The organism is Roseateles sp. P5_E1, from assembly GCF_054049335.1.
This window is the reverse complement of the sequence record NZ_JBFUMN010000003.1, coordinates 158,696-180,512: the sequence shown is the minus strand read 5'-3', so window position 1 is coordinate 180,512 and position 21,817 is coordinate 158,696. Positions and strand designations below refer to the sequence as shown.

The window sequence follows — 21,817 nt, the reverse complement described above, 5'->3', positions numbered from 1 at the left end:
GCGGACATGCAGCTTCCCTCCCGCCTGCGGCGCCAACTGCTGGCGCTTCCTCTCGCCGCCGCGCTACCCGCCGCGCTGTCGCCAGCCCATGGTGCCGGCACGCCACTGACGCTGCGACTGCCCGACCCCAATGCCTACAGCGCTCACGGCGACTTCTTCATCGAGGCGTTGAAGCTGGCCCTGAGCAAGACGGGCGACGGCGAGCCGGCGCCCGTCCTGGTTCACGCGGCACCTGACCTGCCACGGCCGCGCATGCGCCAAATGCTGCAGGACGGCCTGCTGGACCTGATGTGGAGCACAACGACACCCGAGCGCGAGGCGCAGGCGCTGCCGGTGCGCTTCAACCTGCTCAAGGGCATCAACGAGCTGCGCTTCCTGCTCGTGCGGGCCGCCGACCTCTCCACCCTGCGATCGGTGCGCACCCTGGAGGCGGTGCGCAAGCTGCGAGCCGGCGCGGGCACCTACTGGAGCGACGCGCAGATCCTGCGGGCCAATGGCTTCACCGTCGAGACGGCGACCAAATCCGAGCTGCTGTTCCGCATGCTCAAGGCCGGCCGCTTCGACTTCATCCCGCGCACCCGCGAAGAAATCGACGCCGAGCTGCTGCAATTCGCCGATCAGGGCTTCGCCGAACTGCCGGGTGTGGCGCTGCAATACAAGCAGCCGCTCTACTTCTTCGTGGCGCGCGACAAGCCGCAGCTGGCCGAGCGGCTGATGCGCGGGTTGAGCCTGGCGGCGGCCGATGGCAGCTTCGACACCCTCTTCATGGCCGAACCCGGGCTGAAGACCGCGCTGATGCAGCTGCGCGGCTACACGGGACTGCGGCTGCAGCTGAAGGCGCTGGATTAGGGCGCGCTCGCCGCCTTGGCCGGCAGCGCCTCCACCTTCTCCACCTTGGGGTCATCCCAGGTCCCGGTGATGTGGAACTCGCGCGTGTTGGCCGCTGCCACCGGGCGGCTCAGGATGAGCTGGGCCAGGAAGGCGCCGAGCGCGATGGCCGGGTTGATGGCCGCATAAGCCAGCGATGCACCGCCGGCCGACACCTCGGGCACGACGACGACGCGCAGCTTCTGCGTCTCGGCCGCCAGGTCGGTGCTGCCGTCCACCAGCACGGCCGCCTGCAGGCCGCGGATGCGGATGTTGTCGCTGCGGGCCACACCGGCGGTGATCTTGACGTCGCCGGTCACGCCGTCGAATGTGAAGCCCTCGGCAAAGACGTCGCGGAAGTCCAGCAGGAAGCGGCGCGGCAATGATTGCAGGCTCAGCACGCCCAGCAGCCGCCCGACGCCGGGCTCGGCCTTCAGGAAAGTGCCCGTGTCGAGCTGGATGTTCAAGGCGCCCGCCATGCTGGCGTAGTGCGGCGCCAGCGGCGAGCCGTCCCAGCCGACCTGGCCGGCCAGCACGCCCTTGCCGCCGCGCAGCACGGGGGCGTCCTTCTGGCCTTGGCCGAGGCGCTCCAGCAGCTTGCCGGCGTCGGCGATGTCGAGCTTCCAGTCGAGCTGGGTGCGGCGCCGGGCGTTGCCGTCGCCACCCCAGTGGCCGGTGGCCATCAGCGTCGCCTCGGGAGAGTGGATCTGCAGCTTCTCCAGCTTCCAGTCACGCGCGGCGGCCGGCGCGTGGGCCAGCACCTCCAGCCGGCCCAGACGCTTGCCGCGCAGCTCGAAGTCGTCGACCGCGATGTCCAGCGACGGCAGCGGGCCGCTTCCCGCGTCGGTCTTGCCCGGATCGATGAGCTCGCTGACCGACTCGGCTTCCTGGCGCGGCAGCGACAGCCGGGTCAGCCGTGCCTGCACGGCGTCGATCTGGCCGCCCTTGACGCCCTTCAGGTCGATGCGGCCGGAGAGCTGCTCGGCGTCGATGTTGACGCGCCAATTGGCGCCCTCGCGCGCCACCACCGCGGACGCGCGGCCAAGCTGGCGGCCACCGACCTTCAGCGACTGGCTGCGCAGCGAGATCTGGCTGGGCAGCAGGCCCGCGTCGTCAGCACCCTCGCCGCCGCTGCCACCGCTGCCACCACCCGCCAACCCGCCCAGGCGCTGCTGCCAGGCGTCCAGGTCCAGGGCCGCGACATTGACCTGCAGCAGCACGCCGGTGGCCGGCAAGGCCGGCAACTTGTCCTRCACGGCCAGGGCGCCACGCAGCACCTGGGAGCTGGGGCCGGAGATATCGCGCTGCAGCTGGGCCTGCAACAGCGGCGCTGCGGGGGTGCCGACTTCGAGGCGCAGCTCGTCGCGGCCGGCGGCGGTAGGCGTCATCAACAGGCGCAGCGGCAGCACCGCATCGGCCTCCTTGTGGCCGGGCGCGGGCAGGTCCAGGGCCAGGCCCTGCAGATTGCTGGTGACGCTGAGCTCGCTCTGGCCATCCTTCGGGATGGCGAGCTGGAAGCGGTAGGCGGCCTGGCCGCTGGCCGCCTGCGCCAGGCGGGTGACGGCGCCCAGCTCCGTGGCGCGGCGCAGGCCCTCGGCCGTGGCCTGGCCCTGCACGGCGAAGCGCATGCCGCCGTCGCGCTGGGTACCGCCCTCGATGCCAGCGTCGCCGCCGAGCAGGCGGGCCGTCATGCCGGTCAGCTGCAGGCCCTTGCGGTCGAAGTCGACCCGGCCACGTGCGCCGCTGAGCGCCGGCAGTTCGGGGCGCAGCTTGAGGTCGACGCCACCGAGCTGGAGCTGGCCTTTGACCGCCGTCTGGTGGGTGTCGTCCAGCGGGATGGTGATGCCAAGCTTGAGCCCGACCGGGCCCTGGGCTGTCGTGGTGCTCAGCGCATGGCCCAGCCACTCGTCCAGCGGCGAAGCGCGCACGAAGCGCAGCAGGTCGGTGCCGGTGCCGCGGCCGTTGCCGTCCAGCTGCAGCACGCGGGCATGGTGCAGGTCCTTGATACCACCGTTGACACCACTGAGTTCATAGCCCAGCACCTTGGCATGGCCATCCTCGATCTCCATGCCGGCGCGCTCGAAGATCAGCTCGGCATCCACGCCCTCCATGGCCGGCCAGTTGCCGCCGTTGTCGCTCGGCGGCACATAGGCCAGCGTGACRTTCTGGGCCTGGGTGGCCACACGGAAGATGCCGGGGGATCTGGGGGCCGCGAAAGGGAAGTCGCTCAGTTCGCCCTTGAGCCGCACGCTGACGTTGCGCGCCTCGCCGCCGAGGATGGCACGCGACACATAGCTGCGCGTGGCTGGCAGGCGCTGCGGGATGTAGCGGGCCACGCGCGTGGCCTCCACGCGCTGCACGCGGCCGCTGAGGTCCAGGAAGCCCGGCGTGGTGGCACCGGCCGCGCGCCGCCAGGTGACATCGAACTCGCCGCTCAGATCGGGCGTCTGCAGTTGCAGCTCGTGCAGCTTCAGCTCGACCTCGCCGGGCGTCTTGCCCTTGGCTTGGCTGTCGGGCTGGGGCAGCTTCCAGGTCAGCTGTGTGGACAGACGCGTGATCGGCAGGTGCGGGTCCTCGAACAGGCCCGGCAACTCGACCTCGCCCTGGTGCACGGCCAGCTTGGCGATGCCGCCACGTTCGTTGGCGTCGAGTTCCAGGCTGGCGCCGTGCAGCCCGGGGCGGCCGAGGTGGTCCTCCTGCGCGCCGGCCTTGGCGGCCACGGCCAGGCCGTCGATCTGCGCCTTGACACGGTAGCTGCGCGGCGCGTCCAGTGCGCCCTGCCATTGGCCGCTGAGGGCCGTCAGCACGCCGCGCGGCTCCAGCTCGTCGAGCAGTTGGTGTGCGCGCTCGCCAAGAGGCAGGCGCTGGGCGATCTGGGCCATCAGCGCGAAGTCCAGGCGCTGGGCGTTGACCTCGCCACCCAGCACCTCGTCGGCCTTGCCGAGCTGCAGGGCCACGCCCCAGTCCGAACGCGGCCAGACCACGACGCTGCCGTCGTTGTCCCGGCTGACAAAGCCGAGCTGACGGGCCTGGACGCTCAACGCGCCCTTGGCGCGGGCCAGGTCCAGCCGGCCCTCGATGTGGTCCAGGTCCAGCTCGGGCGCCGATTCCAGCAGCCTCAGGCGCACCGAGCGCAGCGCCAGGTCCAGCGTCGCCGCCACCGGCTGGCCGTCCTTGATCTGGCCCCAGGCGCGCACGGCACCGTCGCCCTCGCTGAGCTGGAAGGGCAGGTCGACATGGCGCTTCAACTGGCTCAGGTCGGCGCGCGGCAGCTCGGCATAGAGCTGGCCGCTCCAATGCTGGAATTCGCCCGGGCGCTTCAGCAGGCTCTGAGTGAACTGGCCACGCAGCGTGAAGCGCCGACCCCAGTCGGCGGGCGGCGTGGCGTCCAGGCGCAGGTCGTGGCGGCGCAGGCCGTTGCGCATGACGAAGTTCAGCGCCGACAGCTCCAGCGGCCGGGTGTCGGCGCGCTTCTCGTCCACCCAGCGCACCCGGCCGTTGACGATGGCCAGCTCGGGCTGGCTGAACAGCCAGTCCATGCCGGCTTCGGTGGTGCCGGCGTCGGTCTTCTCGGCCTCGTCCAGGCCCAGCCCGGCGATGAAGATGCGGCCTTGGGCGTCGCGGCGGATGATGAGCTCGGGGGCGTCGACCAGCAGTTGCGAGAAGCGCGGCTCCAGCGCGAGCAGGGACTGGGCCGACAGCACGGCCGCGACGCGCGGCAAGCGCAGGGCCGGCCGGCCGGCAGCGTCCAGCACCTGCACATCACCCAATTCCATGCGCGGCAGCCAGCCACTGGATTCGACGCTGATGCGGCCGATGCGCAGCTCTACCCCCAAAGCCTTTGAGGCTTCCTTTTCCAGCCAGGGGCGCCAGTCATTGGCGTGCGGGAGAATGGCCCAGTGCAATACCGCCCAGGCCATCACTCCCAAAGCCCACAACAGGGCCAGCACCAGCAACGCCCAGCGCAGGCTGTGCCAGCACAGGCGCAAGGGCCAGCGCGAGGCGCGGGTGCAGCGGTGGAGGGCGGCCGAGAGGAAGTCAGACACGTTGTCTTGGGGCACGTGGAGAAGAACCGGCCGGCAGGCAATCTAGCACAGGGTCATGAGCGCACTGTTTCCCGTTTTTGCTGAGCACAGCCGCTATGTGCAGCGGGTTCGCCGCCGCTATGCGGCCGAGCTGGCGCTGCTGCAACCGGGCCTGCCCGACCGGGCCGTCATCGCCGCACTGATCGAGACATTGGGCACGAACCGCCCGCTGGCCAGCGCCCTGCGCGTCGCTCGCCACCTGGTGCTGGAGCGCCTGGCGGTGCTGGACATCGAACAGGGCGCCACCGTGGAGGATGTCACGCTGGCCATGACGCACCTGGCCGAGGTGACGCTGGACAAGGCGCTGGCCGACGCGCGCACCGAGCTGGATGCCATCCACGGCGAGCCGCGCACCGCGGAGGGCGGCGACATCGCCTTCTGGGTGCTGGGCATGGGCAAGCTCGGCGCCCGCGAGCTGAATGTCTCGTCCGACATCGACCTCATCTACGTTTACGAAGACGACGGCCAGACGCAAGGTTCAAGGCCGGTCAGTGCCCACGAATACTTCTCCAGCGTGGCCAAGAAGCTCTACGCGCTGATCGGCGACGTGACCGACGACGGCCAGGTCTTTCGCGTCGACCTGGCGCTGCGCCCCAACGGCAAGAGCGGCCCGCCGGTCGTCAGCCTGGGCATGCTGGAGGAGTATTTCCTCGTGCAAGGCCGCGAGTGGGAGCGCTTTGCCTGGCTGAAGAGCCGCGTTGTCGCGCCGCTGTCGGGCATGGGCGCGCCGGGCGACGCCCGCACCCTGCAGTTGCGCAACCTCGTCACGCCCTTTGTCTACCGCCGCTACCTGGACTACGGCGTCTTCGAAGGCCTGCGCCAGCTGCACGGCAAGATCCGCAGCGAGGCCAAGGCCCGCGCGGCCGGCCGGCCCGAGCGCGCCAACGACGTCAAGCTGTCGCGCGGCGGCATCCGCGAGATCGAGTTCATCGTGCAGCTGCTGCAGGTGGTGCGCGGCGGCCAGTTCCCGGAGATCCGCACCCGCTCCACCGTCAAGGCGCTGGCCCAGCTGGCGGCCGGCGGGCTGATGAAGGCCGAGACGGCGCACAAACTCAGCGAGGCCTATGTCTTCCTGCGCCGCGTCGAGCACCGCATTCAGTTCCTGGACGACCAGCAGACCCATTGCCTGCCGCAGGGCGACGCCGACCTGGCATGGATTGCCGCGTCGCTCGGATTGAAATGTTCGCGCGAGGCCTGCGAGCTGTTTGAAATGCTCGGCGAGGTGCGCGAGCTGGTGGCGACCGAGTTCGACGCGCTGCTGCACGAAGGCGGCAAGCCCAAGGGCGGCTGCAAGGGCGGCCAGTGCGGCGGGCCCAAGCCCGCCGTCGATGGCGAGGACTTCCTGGCCGGCCTGCCGCCGGAGCTGGCCACGGCCGTGCGCGCCCTGGCCGACACGCCACGCGTGCAGGGCCTGCGCGAGGAATCGCGCCAGCGCCTGGCCAAGCTCTTCCACCGCGCAGCGCAAGCCGTGGCGGCCGACGAATGCTCGCTGGACGCGGCGCTGCGCTTTGTCGACTGGGTCGGCCCGCTGCTGCGCCGCGAGAGTTACCTGGCCCTGCTCGTCGAGCGCCCGGCCGTGCAGCAACGCCTGCTGCGCCTGCTGGGCCTGGCGCGCTGGCCCATGCGCTACCTGATGCAGCACCCCGGCGTCATCGACGAACTCGCCGACCCGCTGCTGCTGACCGCCCGCTTCGACCGCGAGGCCTTCATCACCGACCTGCTGGAGCGCGAGCAGGGCTGGGAGCGCAGCGGCGAGGCCGACGAAGAGGCCCTGCTGGACACGCTGCGCCGCGCCCACCATGCGGAAGTCTTTCGCACGCTGGTGCGCGACGTCGAGGGCCGCATCACGGTCGAGCAGGTGGCCGACGACCTCAGCCTGCTTGCCGACGCGGTGCTGCAGATCGCCATTACCTGGGCCTGGGCGCGTTTTGGCAAGGCGCATCGCCCGCAGCCGCGCCTGGCCGTCATCGCCTACGGCAAGCTGGGTGGCAAGGAGCTGGGCTATGGCGGCGACCTGGACGTCGTCTTCGTCTTCGACGACGAGGACGAGAACGCAGCCGAGATCTACGGTGCCTTCGTGCGCCGCCTCATCACCTGGCTGACGCTGCGCACCGCTGCCGGCGAGTTGTTCGACATCGACACCGCCCTGCGGCCCAATGGCAATTCGGGGCTGCTGGTCACGTCGCTGGCGCACTTCGAGGCCTACCAGACCGGCCGGGGCAGCAACACGGCGTGGACCTGGGAACACCAGGCCATCACCCGGGCGCGTTTTTGCGCCGGCAATGCTGAGCTGGCCGAGCGCTGCGAGAGCGTGCGCCGCCAGGTGCTGACGGCGCCGCGCGACGCCCAGGCGCTGAAGACCGAGGTGCAGGCCATGCGCGAGAAGGTGCGCGCGGCGCGGCCCGTGAAAGACGGTCTCTTCGACGTCAAGCACAGCGAGGGCGGCATGATGGACGCCGAGTTCGCCGTGCAGTTCCTGGTGCTGGCGCATTCGGCGACGCACCCTCAGCTGCAGGATGACCTTGGCAACATCGCGCTTCTGCGCATTGCGGAGTCAGCCGGTCTGCTGCCGGCCGGCGTGGGTGTCGCAGCGGCCAACGCCTACCGCGAGCTGCGTCGCGTGCAGCACAAGGCGAGGCTGGATGAGCAGTCGACGGCGCTGGATGCCGAAGCCGCCGCGCCGCTGGCCGCGCACCGGGACGCCGTGCGCGCGCTATGGCAAGCCGTGTTTGGCTGATGCTGTGCGCGGCGCTGGCCGCGCTGTCCCTGCTGGCCTGGCCGCTGCCGCGCGCGGCGCTGGACTGGCAGCCAGCCCTGATCGCCGCACAGCCCTGGCGCGCTGTCACAGCCGCCTTTGTTCACTGGACGCCTATTCACCTGGGCGCCAATCTCGCCGGCTGTGCCGCCCTGGCCCTGCTCGGCTGGCGTGCCACGATGGGATCGAGCGAAGCCCTGGCCGCCCTGATCGCCCTGCCGCTGACCCAACTCGGCCTGCTGCTGCGCCCCGAGCTGCGGCACTACGCCGGCCTGTCAGGCGAGCTGCATGCGCTGGTAGCCATCGCGGCGATGGCTTTGCTCACGCGCGGGGGTCGCGAACGCTGGGTTGGCGCCGGCATTGCGCTCGGTCTCGTCAGCAAACTCTTCCTTGAACACCCGCTCGGCCCCGTGCTGCGCGACACGCCGGGATTCGACTTTCCCGTGGCGCCGTTTGCTCACCTGACGGGCGCTGTCGCCGGCGCGCTGGCCTGGCGGCTGACAATGCGCCGATCTGACAAATAAAACCTGAGGACGCCCCATGGGACGTGAAGCCAGTTGTACCGCCCGCGTCGGCGCCGAGACCGAAGAGGTCACCGCCCTGCTCGAATCCACCACCGTCGTGCTGCGCGGCGCCATCAAGCGCAAATGGGACATCGCCGCCCTGCAGAACCTGCGCGTCGAAGGCGAGGAACTGCGCTTCGAAGCCGGCGAAAACGGGGAAGAGGCCGTCGCCCTGGTGCTGGGCGAGAAGGAGGCCGGCAAGTGGTTGAAGAAGCTGCAGACGCCGCCGCCCACGCTGGCCGCCAAGCTCGGCGTCAGCGCCGACAACCCCGCCCTGCTGATCGGCCCCACGGTCGGCACGCTGGACCCGGCCCTGGCCGAGGCCCTGGCCGGCGGCATCACGACCAATCTGCGCGAGGCGCGCATGCTGGTGGCCGTGCTGAGCAACCCGTCCGAACTGCCGCGCATGGCGGAGTTCCATGCCGACATGATCTGCAAGACGGTCTGGGTCGTGCACCCCAAGGGCCCGGAAGCCAGCCCGTCGGACACCGAGGTGCGCCTGGCCATGCGCAACTGGGGCTATGTGGACAACAAGACCAGCGCGGTGTCGGACAAGCTGACGGCGACGCGCTATGTGCTGACCCAGCCGCCCGCCAAGAAGCGCGTGCGCAACAGGTAGACCGGCGCTAGATGACGTTGGCCTCGATCAGAGGCCGTCCGTCCAGCAGCCGCTGCGGCGTCAATGCATCGATCAAAGGCGCATCCAGGCCCGCGATCAGCCGGGCCATCGAATGGCCTACCGCCGGCGACTGCTGCATGCCGTGGCCCGAGAAGCCGCAGGCCGTGAAGGCATTCGCATAACCCGGCAATCGACCGGCCAGGCCGTTGTGGTCGAAGGCGTTCATCTCGTAGTAACCGGCCCAGGCCGAGCGCACGCGCAGCGCCTCGAGCGCCGGCACGCGGGCGGCCAGCGTCGGCCACAACAGTTCATCGAAGAGGCCATGGTCGATGTCGTRCAGCGGCGCTTCGTCGGCGTCGTCCCCGCGCGGCGGGCCACCGGCCAGGATCAATGAACCCTCCGTACGGAACCAGAAGCCGCTGGGGTCGATGACCAAGGGGCAGCCGGGCAAGGTGGCCGGCGTTTCCAGCACGAAGACATCGCGCTTCTTGGCGCTGACCGGCAGCGTGAAGCCGAGGGCCGCGCCCAGCGGCGCACTCCAGGCGCCGGCCGTGATGACAAAGGCTTCGCCACCCACACGCGAGCCGTCTGAGCAGCGCACCGCGGTGACGTGGTCGCCAGTGGCGTCGAAGCCCACCGCCTCCGCTTCGACAAAGCGCACACCGCAGGCCTTGGCCTTGCGCCGGAAGGCGCGATGCAGAGCCGGTCCGTCGAACCAGCCCTCGCCGCTCAGGCCCAGCGACCCGAGCGCGATGTCGTCGACGGCCAGCCAGGGGAAGCGCGCAGCAAGCTCGGCCGGGCTCAGCAGCGCGACATCCACGTTCTGGGCACGCTGCAGCGCATGCACCTCGCGCAGCGTCGCGGCACCTGCCTCGGTCGCGAGATAGAGATAGCCCGGCTCGACCAGGCCGATGGCGGGCCTGTCGTCCGCCGTCGCCAGCTCGTCCGCCGCGCGGCGCAGGAAGTCGATGCTCCATCTGGACAGGGCCATGTTGACGGGCTGCGAGAACTGCTGGCGAATGGAACTCAGCGACAGCGAGCTGGAAGCCTGCGCATAGGAGGCATCGCGCTCGACGACGGTCACCGCCGCGCCATGGTCGCGGGCCAGGAAGCAGGCCGTGGCGGCGCCCATGATTCCCCCGCCAATGATGGTCACCTTGAACATGCTGGCAGCATAGGGGCCATGAGCTCTCCGATCAGCCGCCAGACCCATCTCGATCCCCGCGCCGTTTCATTGCTGCTGTTGTGCTGCTTCCTGTGGGGCATCAACCAGGTGGCCGCCAAGGCCGCACTGACCGAGATCTCGCCGCTCTGGCAGGCGGGGCTGCGCTCGGCTGTGGCGGGCCTGCTGGTGTGGCTGTGGTCGATGTCGCGCGGCATCCGCCTGTTCGAGCGTGACGGCAGCTTGGGCGGCGGCCTGCTGGCCGGCCTGCTGTTTGCGGCCGAGTTCGGCTGCATCTTTGTCGGCTTGCAATACACCAGCGCCTCGCGCATGGTGGTCTTCATCTATCTGGCGCCCTTCGTCGTCGCCCTGGGCATGCCGTGGATCGCGCGCGGTGAGGCGCTGTCGGCGCGGCAGTGGCTGGGTCTGGTGCTGGCCTTCGGCGCCATGGCTTTCGCGTTCGCGGAAGGCTTCTCGGCGCCGGGCACGCCGATGCAATGGTGGGGCGACGCCCTCGGCGTGGCCGCCGCCGTGCTGTGGGGCGGCACGACGCTGGCCATCCGTGCCACCAAGCTGAGTTCGGCGCCGGCCGAGAAGACCCTGCTCTACCAGCTCGGTGTTTCGGCCCTGGCGCTGTGCGCCGCGGCTCTGGTCGCCGGCGAACCCCTGCCCCTGCACTGGTCACCGCGCCTGTTGGGTCTGTTCGGCTTCCAGGCCATCATCGTCACCTTTGCCAGCTATCTGGTCTGGTTCTGGCTGATCCGCCATTACGCGGCCACCAAGCTGTCCGTCTTCACCTTGAGCACGCCGCTGTTCGGCCTGCTGGCGGGCGCCCTGCTGCTGGGCGAGGGCATCAGCGCCCGCCTCGTCGCGGCCCTGGCGGCGTTGGCGGTGGGCATCGTGCTGGTGAATCGATAGGGAAGTGCTGAGCAAGCCCTTCCCGCTGTCGCCACCGCGCTAGAGCCGCAGCGCCGCTCTGCATAGACTGCGGCATTCACCAGGAGACCTCCCCATGATCACCCTCTGCGGCATCCCGCTCTCGAACTACTACAACAAGGTCAAGCTGGCCCTGCTGGAAAAGGACATCCCCTTCAGCGAGGAATACATCAAGACGCATTCCCATGCCGAGGACGTGCTGAGCTGCTCGCCGCTGGGCAAGGTGCCTTTCATCAAGACGCCGCATGGCCCGCTGTGCGAGAGCCAGGCCATCGTGGAATACCTGGAGGCGGCCTATCCCGAGACGCCCCGGCTGATCCCCGCCCATCCCTACGAGGCGGCCAAGGTGCGCGAGCTCATCACCTACGTCGAGCTGCACCTGGAGCTGGTCGCGCGCGAGCTGTATGCCGAGGCCTTCTTCGGCGGCGAAGTCAGCGACGGCACCAAGAAGCGCGTGGCCCGCGTGCTGCCCGAGAACATCGCCGCCTTCAAGCGCCTGGCCAGGTTCGGCCCCTATCTGGCCGGTGACAGCTTCACGCTGGCCGACTGCGCCGGCTGGGTCAGCCTGCCATTGGTGGGCATGGCGACCAAGATCATCTATGGCGAAGACCTGCTGCAGGCCGGCGGTGTGGACTGGAAGCCCTATGCCAAGCTGATCGGCGAGCGCCCGCATGCCATCAAGGTGGCGGCCGACCGCAAGGCCGACCAGGACCGCTCACTGGCGGCCAATCGAGCCTGAACACGCCCCTGCCTTGACCGCCGCGCACATCGAGATCGAACTGAAGTTCCTCGTGCCGGCGTCGTCCCGCGCGGCGCTGGCGGCCGAGCTTGGCGCACGCGGCGCGGCGCGGCGCGTCTCGCTGATCGACGCCTATTTCGACACGCCCGACCGGCACCTCGCTCGCGCCGGGCTGGCTTGGCGCATGCGCCGTGAAGGCCGGCGCTGGGTGCAAGGGCTGAAGGCCGCGCGCGGTGGTGCGCTGGAGCGCTTCGAGCACGAGGTCACTAGCCCCGACGCCAGCCCCGACCCGCAAGCCCATGCCGCGACGGCGCCTGGCCAGCAATTGATCGAGTTGCTGGCACAGGCCAAGGCCGAGGGCCAGGATGCCCTGGAACGCTTCCAGATCCAGCAGCGCCGCCTGATGCGCCGCGTGCGCACACGCGGCGCTGTCGTCGACATCGCGCTGGACGAGGGCCGGCTGACGGCCGGCGCCGCAGTGCAGAAGTTTCGCGAGATCGAGTTCGAACTGGTGTCGGGCTCGCCGGTGGCAATGCTGGGCCTGGTCGAGCGCTGGCGGCGGCGCTTCGGCCTCGTCTACGACCCGCGCAACAAGGCCGAGCGCGGCCATCACCTCGTGGCCGGTTCGCTCCATCCACCGCTGCGCAAGGCCAAATCACCTCGCTATGACAAGGCATCCAGCGCGCTGGATGCCTTCGGCGCTGTGTTCGATGAATGCCTGGCCCACCTCAACCGCAATGCCATCGGCCTGACCGAGGGCGCCCCCGAGCTGCGCGCCGAGCATGTGCACCAGGCCCGCGTCGGCATCCGCCGGCTGCGCAGCGCGCTGCGGGCCTTCCGTGGCTGGGTGGCCGAGCCACCGGCCGAGTTGGTGGATGGCCTGCGCCGGCTGTTCGCGGAACTCGGCAAGGCGCGCGACAGCGATGTGCTGGGCAGCGGCGTCGTCGCCGAACTCAAGCAGGCCGGCGCGCCGCCGCTGTCCCTTCCCGCCGACAGCGCCCCGCCCGACCTCGCCGCGCTGATCCGCAGCGACGAGACGCAGCACCAGCTGCTGGCCTGGATCTCGTGGCGCGCCGGCCTTCAGCCCCTCGCCGAGCCGCAGGATGCGCTGCAGCGCCTGGCGCGCAAGCGGCTGCGCCGCTGGCACAAGAGGCTGGTGGACGGCTGCCGCCGCTTCGAGGAGCTCGAGCCCACGGCCCTGCATGCGCTGCGCAAGCACGCCAAGCGCCAGCGCTATGCGCTCGAGTTCTTCGCTCCGCTGCTGCCGCACAAACGCGCCACCCGTCATCTGCAGGCCCTGGCCGCGGCCCAGCAGGCACTGGGTGAGATCAACGACCTCGTTGTCGCGCGGGATCGCTACCAGGCCCTGGTGACTGCCGACCCTGCCGCCTGGTTCGCCGTCGGCTGGCTGACCGCGCGCCTGGCCGAGGCCCGCGAGCGGGCGCGCGACGAGCTGGGCCATCTGGCCGCCGTCGAGCCGCTGCCGCGCTGATGCCACAGCCGCGGGAGCGCTCGGTCAGCACGCTCTCGCGCCGTCCTACACACAAGAACCGCAACGCGGCGAAAACTGGGCCTTCGCCACCAAGGAGCCGACCATGATTCGCAAGCTCGGCAGCGGCCAGTACCGCCTTTACTCTCGCAAGCCCGATCCACAGACCGGCAAGCGCAGGAACCTGGGCACGTTTGACACACGCGAACAGGCCGAAAAACACGAGCGCGAGGTGCAGTACTTCAAGCGGCATTGACTGGAGGAGAAACCATGGAACCCTTGCAAACTGACGCCGGAAACACCGGCTGGGTCACAGGCTGGATGGTGCTGCGGGTGAAGCAGGAGCTTCCCGGCGATTTCGTCAGCATCCATGCGCACGCCGCCGAGGCGCAAGCCGCGGCCCACCAGCGCGGCCCCGGCCATCAGGTCTTTCACGGCAGGTATCACGCGGCGGGCGGCGAGTTCTTCGTTGACTAGCCCGGCGACGACAGCTTGAGCCCGGCGATGCCGACCACGATCAGTGCGATGCTGAACAGCCGCGCCGGGTTGGCCGGCTCGCCGAGCAGGAAGATGCCCAGGATCACGGTGCCGACCGCACCGACGCCGACCCACACGCCATAGGCCGTGCCCACTGGCAGCGACTTCATCGCGATGCCCAGCAACCAGAGGCTGGCCACCATGCAGGCCGCCGTTGCCACGCTGGGCCAGGGCTTGGTGAAGCCGTCGGTGTATTTCAGGCCGATGGCCCAGCCGACCTCGAACAGGCCGGCGATGACGAGAATGATCCAGGCCATCCGTTTTCCTCTGGAGAGATGCGCCGCGGATTCTGGCCGCGCTTGAATCCCCGGGGCCGCGTGGGGTTGCCTTAACCTAGCAGCAATGAGTCACAAGCCCACCACCGTCAATGACCTGGGCGAGTTCACCGTCCTCATCGACGTGCGCTCGCCGGCCGAATACGCCCTCGACCACATTCCCGGCGCCATCAACTGCCCCGTGCTGGATGACGAGGAGCGTCGCATCGTCGGCACCACCTATGTCCAGGTCTCGGCCTTCGAGGCGCGCAAGATCGGTGGGGCCATGGTGGCGCGCAACATCGCAAGCCACCTGGACCAGTTGTTCAGGGACAAGCCCAGGGAATGGCGGCCGCTGGTCTATTGCTGGCGCGGCGGCATGCGCAGCGGCAGCTTCGTCAACTGGCTGAGGCTGGTGGGCTGGGATGCACAGCAGCTCAAGGGCGGCTACAAGGCCTGGCGCGCCCATGTCATCGAGCAGATTGCGCTGCTGGCGCCGCGGCTCGACCTGCGCGTGCTGTGCGGCCCCACCGGCAGCGCCAAGACGCGGGTGCTGCAGGCGCTCGCCGCTCAAGGAGAGCAAGTCCTCGACCTCGAAGATCTGGCGGCCCACCGGGGTTCGGTGCTGGGCGCCATGCCCGGCCGGCCTCAGCCGTCGCAGAAGGGTTTCGAGACGCAGTTGATGCAGGCCCTGGCCGGCCTGGACCTGAGCCGGCGCGTCTGGGTCGAAGCGGAGAGCCGGCGCATCGGCCGCATCACGGTGCCGGAGCCGCTGCTGCAGCGCCTGCGCGAGAGCTCCGTCGTCGAGATTGACGCCTCTGCCCAGGCGCGGCTCGACTACCTGCTGCGCGACTACGCCTGGCTGGGCGACGACCCGCAGGGCCTGGCCGACAAGCTGGGCACGCTGCGCGAACTGCTGCCCAAGGAAGTGCTGGCCGAGTGGCAGGCCTGGGCGCTGGAAGGCGCCCTGCCGCCGCTCTTCGAAGCCCTGATGGCCCGGCACTACGACCCTCTGTATGCCCGTTCGCAGGGCCGCCATCTGGCGGGCCTGCCCGACGCCCAGCGCCTGCAATGCGAGGATCTGTCGGATGCCGGCATCCAGGCCCTGGCCCGTCGCATCGCTTCACTGCCCTAGGTTGGAAACATGATCCCCTCCTCTTCCGTGCCCCGCCTGACCTCGCTATCCCACGGCGGCGGCTGCGGCTGCAAGATCGCTCCCGGCGTGCTGAGCGAGATCCTGAAGAGCACGCGCCACTTTCCGGCGCCGCCGGAACTGCTGGTGGGCATAGAGACCGCCGACGACGCGGCGGTCTACCAGCTGACCGACGAGATCGCGCTGATCGCCACCACCGACTTCTTCATGCCSATCGTCGACGACCCCTTCGACTTCGGTCGCATCGCGGCGACCAACGCCATCAGCGACGTCTACGCSATGGGYGGCAAACCSATCATGGCGCTGGCCCTGGTGGGCATGCCGATCAACGTGCTGCCTGTCGACGTGATCGGCAAGATCCTGGCGGGCGGTGAATCGGTCTGCGCCGCCGCCGGCATCCCGATCGCGGGCGGTCACACCATCGATTCGGTCGAGCCGATCTACGGGCTGGTCGCGCTGGGCGTGGTGCACCCCCAGCGCGTCAAGCGCAATGCGGACGCACGCCCCGGCGACCGGCTCGTGCTGGGCAAGCCGCTGGGCGTGGGCATCCTGTCCGCGGCCCTCAAGAAGGAATCGCTCTCGCCCGAGGGCTACGCGCAGATGATCGCCACCACGACACAGCTCAACACCCCGGGGCCGGACCTGGCGGCGCTGGACGGCGTCCATGCGATGACCGATGTGACGGGTTTTGGCCTGGCCGGCCATGCGCTGGAACTGGCGCGCGGCGCCCAGGCCAGTGTCGAGCTCGACTGGGCGCGGGTGCCCTTGCTGGCGCAGGTGCGCGAGCTCGCCGAGCGCGGCATGGTCACCGGCGCCTCGGGGCGCAACTGGGCCGGCTACGGCTCGGACGTGCAGCTGCCGCAGGGCTTCCCGGCCATCGATCAGGCGCTGTTGAGCGACCCCCAGACCAGCGGCGGCCTGCTGGTGTCTTGCGACGCCAGCGCGGTTGACGCCGTGCTGGACGTGTTTCGCCGCCATGGGTTCGGTGCGGCGGCGGAGATCGGCAGGGTCGTGGCAAACGGGCCGCAAGGCAGCCGCCTGCGCTTGAACTGAGCTGCCCCACGGCGGGTCCAACCGCCTATCCCCTCCCGGCAACAGAGGTATGCCCGGCCGGGGGGTGTAAGGTCGGGCTACTTTGGAGCCCCTCATGACGTCCCGTTCTGGATCCGCATTGCTGGCAGCAGGTCGCACTCCTGCGTGCCAAACATGATCCGCCTCGAGATCGCGCTTGAACTCGACTACGTCATTGCCGACCCGGGCTGTGATTTCATCTTCAACATCCACGCGGCCAGCACCCCCCGCCAGCTGGTGGTGGCGGAGTCGCTGACGCTGAGCCAGCCCTTGCTGGCCCGCGTCGAGACGGAGCCGGTCACCCGCAACCGCTACCTGCGCCTGCAGGCCCAGGCCGGGCCGCTGAAGGTGGCCTACCGCGCCACGGTCGACCTGATGCATCACTTCGCCCCGCCGGGTGACGTGGGCGAGGTGCCCGTCGCGCGGCTGCCCGCCGAGGTGCTGGGCTATATCTACCCGAGCCGCTACTGCCAGTCTGACCGGCTGCACCGCATGGCCATGCGCGAGTTCGGCCAGCGCTGGCAGGGCTACGGCCGCGTGCAGGCCATCCGCGACTGGGTGCTGGAGCGCACGACCTTCACGTCCAACACCTCGGACTCCAACACCTCCGCCATCGACACCCTGCTCGATCAGGTGGGCGTGTGCCGCGACTTTGCCCACTTGATGATCGCGCTGTGCCGCGCCATCAACATCCCGGCGCGCTTCGCCACGGGCATCGACTATGGTGCCGACCCCGCGCTCGGGCCGACCGACTTCCACGCCTACGTGGAGGCCTACGTCGGCGACCGCTGGTACATCTTCGACCCTTCAGGCACCGCGATCCCGATGGGCTTCGTGCGCTTTGGCACCGGGCGCGACGCCGCCGACGTCGCCTTCGCCACCATCTTCGGCACGGTCAACTCCAGCGCCCCGGTCATCAACATCCAGGCCGTGGCCGGTGCCGACGGACGCCTGCAGCTGCCCTACCACTGCACCGACGCCATCTCGACGGACGGATAACGTGGCCGTGAAGATTCTCTCGGTTCTAGCCCGGCATCCCATCCTGGTTCCCCTGGCCTGCGCCGCAGCGTTGACCGTGGTGCTGGTGGGCGAGAGTTCCTACTGGCAGTCTGAAGACGTGCTGGGTGAACTCAGCGCCCTGCGCGCCGGCACCGCCAGGCTGGAGGAACTGCGCGCCGCCCCCACCGATCAGCAGACCGACATCCACCGCACGCTGCTGCTCAACCGCCTGGGCGTGGCGCTGCTGAGCGTGGCCAGCCTCGCTGCGTTGTTCCTGTACCTGCGCCAGGGGCTCGCGCTGGAAGACCAGCGCGAGCGCGAAAAGCAGGAACGCCAGCGCCTGGTGCAGATCGAGCGTGAGCGGCTGGAGGTCGAGGTGGCGCGCCGCACCGCGCAGCTCGTCAAGCTGGCGCATCACATCGAAACGGCGCGCGAGCAGGAGCGGGCCCGGCTGGCGCGCGACCTGCACGACGAGATGGGCTCGCTGCTGACATCCGCCAAGCTTGATGCCGCGCGCATCAAGACCCGCGTCGCGAGCCTCGCACCCGAGGCGCTGGAGCCGCTGACGCGGCTGATCGAGAAGCTCAACAGCGGTATCGCGCTGAAGCAGGACATCATCGAGAACCTGCGCCCGTCCACCCTCGACACTCTGGGCCTGGCCGTCACGCTGGACATCCTGGCCGGCGATTTCGCGAAGCGCTCCGGCGTGCTGGTGCATTGCGAGCTGGCGCCCGTGCGGCTCGCCGAGGCCGCCGAACTCGTCGTCTATCGCGTCGTTCAGGAAGCCATCACCAACGTCAGCAAATATGCGCGCGCGCGCCAGCTGTGGCTGAACCTGGGCATCATCCAGGGGCAGGCCGAACTGACGGTGCGGGACGACGGCATCGGCTTCGATGCCAACGCAGCAACGAACTCGAGCTACGGCCTGCTGGGCATGAGATTCAGGGTCGAAGCCGAGCACGGCAGCTTGTCGGTGACCTCGGCGCCGAATCAGGGCACGCTGATCCGGGTCAGGCTGCCAGCGTCGACCGAAGCCCCCGTTCCCGCCGAATACGTCATCGCCGGCGCCGCATCTCTGCCGGGTCATCCGCCAAGCCGAGCGAACGGTGCGGACCACGACCATTCGGTGTCGCGCCAAGGTTGAAAAGCCGTCCGCCGGGTCGGGCCCGGTGCAGACGCTGATGGCGGACCGCCACGATCTTTATACGTTCTTTACACCGCCTACGGGAAACTGGCTCCATCCCACCCAGTTTCCCGTTCATGAGCCTTGAGACCCAACGCAGCGGCCTGGCCGCACTGACGCTCGGCGCAATCGGTGTCGTCTATGGCGACATCGGCACCAGCCCCCTCTACACGCTCAAGGAAGTCTTCCTGCCCGCTACCGGCGTCACGCTGGACACCCACAACCTGGTGGGCGCGGTCTCGGTGATCGTCTGGGCGCTGATGTTCGTCGTCACGCTCAAGTACGTGATCCTGATCCTGCGCGCCGACAACCGCGGTGAAGGCGGTGCACTCGCGTTGACGGCCCTGGCCGCCCATGCCGTGCAGCAGCGGCCCAGGCTGCGTGGCGCGCTGCTGTTGCTGGGCCTGTTCGGGGCGACGCTGTTCTATGGCGACAGCGTCATCACGCCCGCGATCTCGGTGATGGGCGCCATCGAAGGCCTGGAGGTCGTGACGCCGACCTTGAAGCCCTATGTGCTGCCGATCTCGGTGGCCATCCTGGTGGGGCTGTTTCTGGTGCAGCGCCATGGCACGGCGGCGGTGGGCAAGGTGTTCGGGCCGGTGATCGTGCTGTGGTTCGCCGTGCTCGGCGCCATCGGCGTCATGCACATCACCCAGCATCCCGAGATCCTGGCTGCACTCAACCCGCTGGAGGCCTGGGCCTTCCTCAGCACGCGGGGATGGCATCTGTTCGCTGCAGTCGGGGCCATCGTGCTGGCATTGACGGGTGCCGAGGCCCTCTACGCTGACATGGGCCATTTCGGCGTGAGGCCGATCCGCCTGGCCTGGACGGGGCTGGTGTTTCCCGCGCTGGCGCTCAACTACCTGGGCCAGGGCGCGCTGCTGATCGGAGACGCCACTGCCATCGAGAACCCGTTCTTCCGCCTCTTCCCCAGCGCCTTGGTGCTGCCCATGGTCGGCCTCGCTGCGATGGCCGCCGTGATCGCCTCGCAGGCCGTGATTTCCGGGGCCTACTCGATGACCAAGCAGGCCATCCTGCTCGGCTTCCTGCCGCGCCTCACCTTGCGCCATACCTCCGCCAGCGAGTCCGGGCAGATCTACGTGCCGGCGGTCAATTGGGCACTGCTGGCCGGCGTCATCGGTGCGGTGCTGATGTTTGGCAGCTCATCGGCGCTGGCGGGGGCCTACGGCATCGCGGTGACGCTGACGATGCTGATCACGACCGTGCTGACCTTCTTCGTCATTCGCGACGGCTGGAAGCTCCCCGCGCCGCTGGCGATCGGCGCCACGGTGTTCTTCCTGGCCGTGGACATGCTGCTGGTTGCCGGTTGCGCGATCAAGTTCTTCGACGGCGGGTGGTTTCCGCTGGCGCTGGGCCTGATGCTGTTTGTCTTGATGAGCACCTGGGCGCGCGGCCGTCAGCTGCTGATGGCCGGCCTGCGCAGCGAAGGCATCGAACTCCAGCCCTTCATTGAGAGCCTCGCCCTGGGCGAAGCCCATCGTGCACGGCGCACGGCGGTCTATGCAGTCGCCGACCCGAACCTCGTGCCGCAGGCCCTGTTGCACAACCTCAAGCACAACCAGGTCCTGCACGAAACGAACGTCATCCTGAACGTCATGTTCCACGACCGTCCGATGGTCGACGCAGCCGACCGCCTCGAATTGACGTCATTGGCGCCAGGCTTCTGGCGCGTGCTCGTCCACTACGGGTTCATGGAGGAGCCCGACGTTCCCCTGGCACTGGCGCTGTGCGAGGCCAAGGGCTTGCGCATCGAGCCCTTCGAGACCAGCTACTTCCTCAGCCGCGAGACGGTGGTGCCGACTCCCGGTGGCGGCATGGCGAACTGGCGTGAGCGCCTGTTTGCAGCATTGAGCCGCAACTCCAGCGGGGTCGCCAGGTTCTTCCGGTTGCCGGACAACGCGGTGGTCGAACTGGGCACACGCGTGCAGATATAGCCAGGCGCGTCGCGCCGTCTTGCGAACAGTTCGGCCCGCGGGGGCAGTCCGGCAGCGTCGAGGCGCTCAACCACGGCAGCAACGACGTGCTCGCACTACAACCCCGGCGTTCCCTTGTCGAACGCCGGTATCCCCTCAATGGCGTGGTGAGCGGCCTCGGTGGCATAGGTCAATGCTTCCTGCTCCGTAGCCCACAGGTTGTCGGTTGTCGGGCGGTAGCTGTCATCCGTGCCAACCTGGCCAGCGGCGGCCACGTCAAGGATCGCGAAGCGTCCTTCGAAGCCGCCGCTGCGAGGCACCGCCTCCACCGTGAACCGCACACCCCGGTGAACGTCGGCGATGGCCTCATTCATGGCTTCTCCTTGGATTGAACGACGCCGTCAGTGCGGCTCAGCGTCCTGCCCCATCAACTCCGCCTTGCGCCCGGCGATGGCTTCACCCAAGGTATCCAGGTCGAGGTCGGACTTGCGGATCTTGGGGAACATCTCGCCTTCCTCTTCCTTGACGTGATGGTCGATGTACTCGCCAAGCACCTTCACCTTGGCGTCGTAGTGATCGTCATCGGGCGAGCCGGCTTCGATCTGCGCGATGAGTTCCTTGGCGCTGGCGTGCTCGATGTCGGCTTCGTCGATCAGGTCGGCGTCGTCGCCCAGCACGTCCCGCGCGGCCGGATAGAAGAGCTCTTCCTCAGCCGTGGCGTGCGCGGTCAGCATGACGCAGATCTGCAGCGCGATGGCTTGTTTCTCGCCGGCATCGCCATCGGCCTTGACAAGCTTGTCATAGGCCCGGAACAGGGACTTCACCTCCCGGTGATCGGCGGTCAGCAGATCGATCGCGTCCGGTGTCGAATCGCGTGTCGTCGGGCTGGCGGGTTTCCTGGCCGTGCTCTTGGTGGATTTGGCTGAGGTCTTCGTTGCGCTGGTGGGCATGGGAGTTCCTGCTGGCTGATGGTTTGGAAAGACTCCGGCGGGCACCGGAGCGGGTGAATTCAGAGCTTGTCTTCGGCAAGGGCGGTACGAACCGCCCTGTCGAGATCAAACCCAGGTCTCGCCGTAGTAGTCGTAGACCTTGCGACCGTAGTCGCGCGTGTATGCCGGCTCGCTGTAGCGGGCATAGCGCGGCGCGCCTTCCAGCTGCGACTTGTCGAGGTTCACCACATAGCCGTCCTTGGCGGTGTCGTACTTCAGCTTGGACCAGGGCATGGGATAGAGATCGGTGCCCATGCCCAGGAAGCCGCCGAACTCCAGGGCGGCGTAGCGCACCTGCCCGGAGGCCTTGTCGATGACCAGGTCGTCGATGGAGCCGAGCTTGTCGCCCTGCAGGTTGTAGACCTCGGTGCCTTCAACCTTCGAGGCAGCGATGGTGGGGCCGGTGGTGTTGTCAGTGTTCATGGTGGTCTCCGTAGCTGTGTAGCGGTCGATGGCGCCGCCCTGCTTCGACGGCAAATCAC

The 21,817-nt window shown here is 69.0% G+C and carries 20 protein-coding genes; 14 read left to right on the top strand and 6 right to left on the bottom strand.

Annotated features, from left to right (window positions below):
* Nucleotides 1-6: 6 nt before the first annotated feature.
* Complete coding sequence (locus ACXJKJ_RS05100) at nt 7-849, top strand: substrate-binding periplasmic protein (protein ID WP_457389329.1); 843 nt, start codon at nt 7-9, stop codon at nt 847-849.
* Here ACXJKJ_RS05100 and ACXJKJ_RS05095 read toward each other — a convergent pair.
* A complete protein-coding gene (locus tag ACXJKJ_RS05095) occupies nt 846-4,913 on the bottom strand; it encodes a YhdP family protein (RefSeq protein ID WP_457389328.1) in 4,068 nt (1,355 codons plus the stop codon). The genes ACXJKJ_RS05100 and ACXJKJ_RS05095 overlap by 4 nt on opposite strands.
* Nucleotides 4,914-4,968: 55 nt before the next feature.
* On the opposite strand from ACXJKJ_RS05095, the gene glnE reads away from it, so the two are divergent.
* Genes glnE through ACXJKJ_RS05080 form a run of 3 tightly spaced genes read left to right on the top strand, consistent with a single transcriptional unit; the run spans nt 4,969 to nt 8,889 of the window.
* Nucleotides 4,969-7,689, top strand: a complete 2,721-nt coding sequence (gene glnE, locus ACXJKJ_RS05090; protein WP_457389327.1) for a bifunctional [glutamate--ammonia ligase]-adenylyl-L-tyrosine phosphorylase/[glutamate--ammonia-ligase] adenylyltransferase — start codon at nt 4,969-4,971, stop codon at nt 7,687-7,689.
* Nucleotides 7,668-8,231, top strand: a complete 564-nt coding sequence (rrtA, locus tag ACXJKJ_RS05085; RefSeq protein WP_457389326.1) for a rhombosortase — start codon at nt 7,668-7,670, stop codon at nt 8,229-8,231. Before glnE ends, rrtA begins: the two co-directional genes overlap by 22 nt.
* A gap of 16 nt (nt 8,232-8,247) precedes the next feature.
* Entirely contained in the window at nt 8,248-8,889 is a 642-nt protein-coding gene (locus tag ACXJKJ_RS05080) for a hypothetical protein (protein ID WP_457320921.1), read from the top strand.
* Nucleotides 8,890-8,896: 7 nt separating this feature from the next.
* Here the strand turns inward: ACXJKJ_RS05080 and ACXJKJ_RS05075 are convergent, their stop codons facing one another.
* Entirely contained in the window at nt 8,897-10,054 is a 1,158-nt protein-coding gene (locus tag ACXJKJ_RS05075; RefSeq protein WP_457389325.1) for an NAD(P)/FAD-dependent oxidoreductase, read from the bottom strand.
* An 18-nt stretch (nt 10,055-10,072) separates the two neighbouring features.
* Here ACXJKJ_RS05075 and ACXJKJ_RS05070 point away from each other — a divergent pair, with 18 nt between their 5' ends.
* The 5 genes from ACXJKJ_RS05070 (at nt 10,073) to ACXJKJ_RS05050 (ending at nt 13,692) form a co-directional block, all read left to right on the top strand.
* The gene (locus tag ACXJKJ_RS05070; protein WP_457320925.1) at nt 10,073-10,969 is read left to right on the top strand and encodes a DMT family transporter; all 897 of its coding nucleotides are present in this window, start codon (nt 10,073-10,075) and stop codon (nt 10,967-10,969) included.
* Nucleotides 10,970-11,063: 94 nt separating this feature from the next.
* Entirely contained in the window at nt 11,064-11,726 is a 663-nt protein-coding gene (locus ACXJKJ_RS05065) for a glutathione S-transferase (protein ID WP_056199851.1), read from the top strand.
* Nucleotides 11,727-11,739: 13 nt separating this feature from the next.
* Nucleotides 11,740-13,218, top strand: a complete 1,479-nt coding sequence (locus ACXJKJ_RS05060) for a CYTH and CHAD domain-containing protein (protein ID WP_457389324.1) — start codon at nt 11,740-11,742, stop codon at nt 13,216-13,218.
* 103 nt (nt 13,219-13,321) lie between these two features.
* Complete coding sequence (locus ACXJKJ_RS05055) at nt 13,322-13,471, top strand: hypothetical protein (protein WP_157256336.1); 150 nt, start codon at nt 13,322-13,324, stop codon at nt 13,469-13,471.
* Between the two features lie 14 nt (nt 13,472-13,485).
* Complete coding sequence (locus tag ACXJKJ_RS05050; protein WP_056199857.1) at nt 13,486-13,692, top strand: hypothetical protein; 207 nt, start codon at nt 13,486-13,488, stop codon at nt 13,690-13,692.
* Here ACXJKJ_RS05050 and sugE read toward each other — a convergent pair.
* On the bottom strand, nt 13,689-14,009 hold the full coding sequence (gene sugE / locus ACXJKJ_RS05045) for a quaternary ammonium compound efflux SMR transporter SugE (RefSeq protein WP_457389323.1): 321 nt from the start codon (nt 14,007-14,009) through the stop codon (nt 13,689-13,691). The two genes, ACXJKJ_RS05050 and sugE, sit on opposite strands and share 4 nt — an antisense overlap.
* 85 nt (nt 14,010-14,094) lie before the next feature.
* Between sugE and mnmH the strand changes: the two genes are divergently transcribed.
* From mnmH to ACXJKJ_RS05020, 5 genes are all read left to right on the top strand, one after another.
* Nucleotides 14,095-15,141 (top strand): tRNA 2-selenouridine(34) synthase MnmH, encoded by a 1,047-nt coding sequence (gene mnmH / locus ACXJKJ_RS05040; protein ID WP_457389322.1) that lies wholly within the window; start codon nt 14,095-14,097, stop codon nt 15,139-15,141.
* Nucleotides 15,142-15,150: 9 nt separating this feature from the next.
* Nucleotides 15,151-16,212, top strand: a complete 1,062-nt coding sequence (selD, locus tag ACXJKJ_RS05035; protein WP_457389321.1) for a selenide, water dikinase SelD — start codon at nt 15,151-15,153, stop codon at nt 16,210-16,212.
* Nucleotides 16,213-16,365: 153 nt separating this feature from the next.
* Entirely contained in the window at nt 16,366-17,229 is an 864-nt protein-coding gene (locus ACXJKJ_RS05030; protein ID WP_056199870.1) for a transglutaminase-like domain-containing protein, read from the top strand.
* 7 nt (nt 17,230-17,236) lie between these two features.
* A complete protein-coding gene (locus ACXJKJ_RS05025; protein ID WP_457389320.1) occupies nt 17,237-18,373 on the top strand; it encodes a sensor histidine kinase in 1,137 nt (378 codons plus the stop codon).
* Between the two features lie 116 nt (nt 18,374-18,489).
* Nucleotides 18,490-20,367: a potassium transporter Kup gene (locus tag ACXJKJ_RS05020; protein ID WP_457389319.1), complete on the top strand. Its 1,878-nt coding sequence runs from the start codon at nt 18,490-18,492 to the stop codon at nt 20,365-20,367.
* A 95-nt stretch (nt 20,368-20,462) separates the two neighbouring features.
* On the opposite strand, the gene ACXJKJ_RS05015 is transcribed toward ACXJKJ_RS05020, so the two are convergent.
* From ACXJKJ_RS05015 to ACXJKJ_RS05005, 3 genes are all read right to left on the bottom strand, one after another.
* Nucleotides 20,463-20,720 carry a hypothetical protein gene (locus ACXJKJ_RS05015; protein ID WP_457389318.1) on the bottom strand — a complete coding sequence of 86 codons (258 nt, stop codon included), beginning with the start codon at nt 20,718-20,720 and terminating at the stop codon, nt 20,463-20,465.
* 27 nt (nt 20,721-20,747) lie between these two features.
* Nucleotides 20,748-21,296: a hemerythrin domain-containing protein gene (locus tag ACXJKJ_RS05010; protein WP_056199883.1), complete on the bottom strand. Its 549-nt coding sequence runs from the start codon at nt 21,294-21,296 to the stop codon at nt 20,748-20,750.
* A gap of 105 nt (nt 21,297-21,401) precedes the next feature.
* On the bottom strand, nt 21,402-21,758 hold the full coding sequence (locus tag ACXJKJ_RS05005) for a PRC-barrel domain-containing protein (RefSeq protein WP_056201253.1): 357 nt from the start codon (nt 21,756-21,758) through the stop codon (nt 21,402-21,404).
* Nucleotides 21,759-21,817 lie beyond the last annotated feature (59 nt).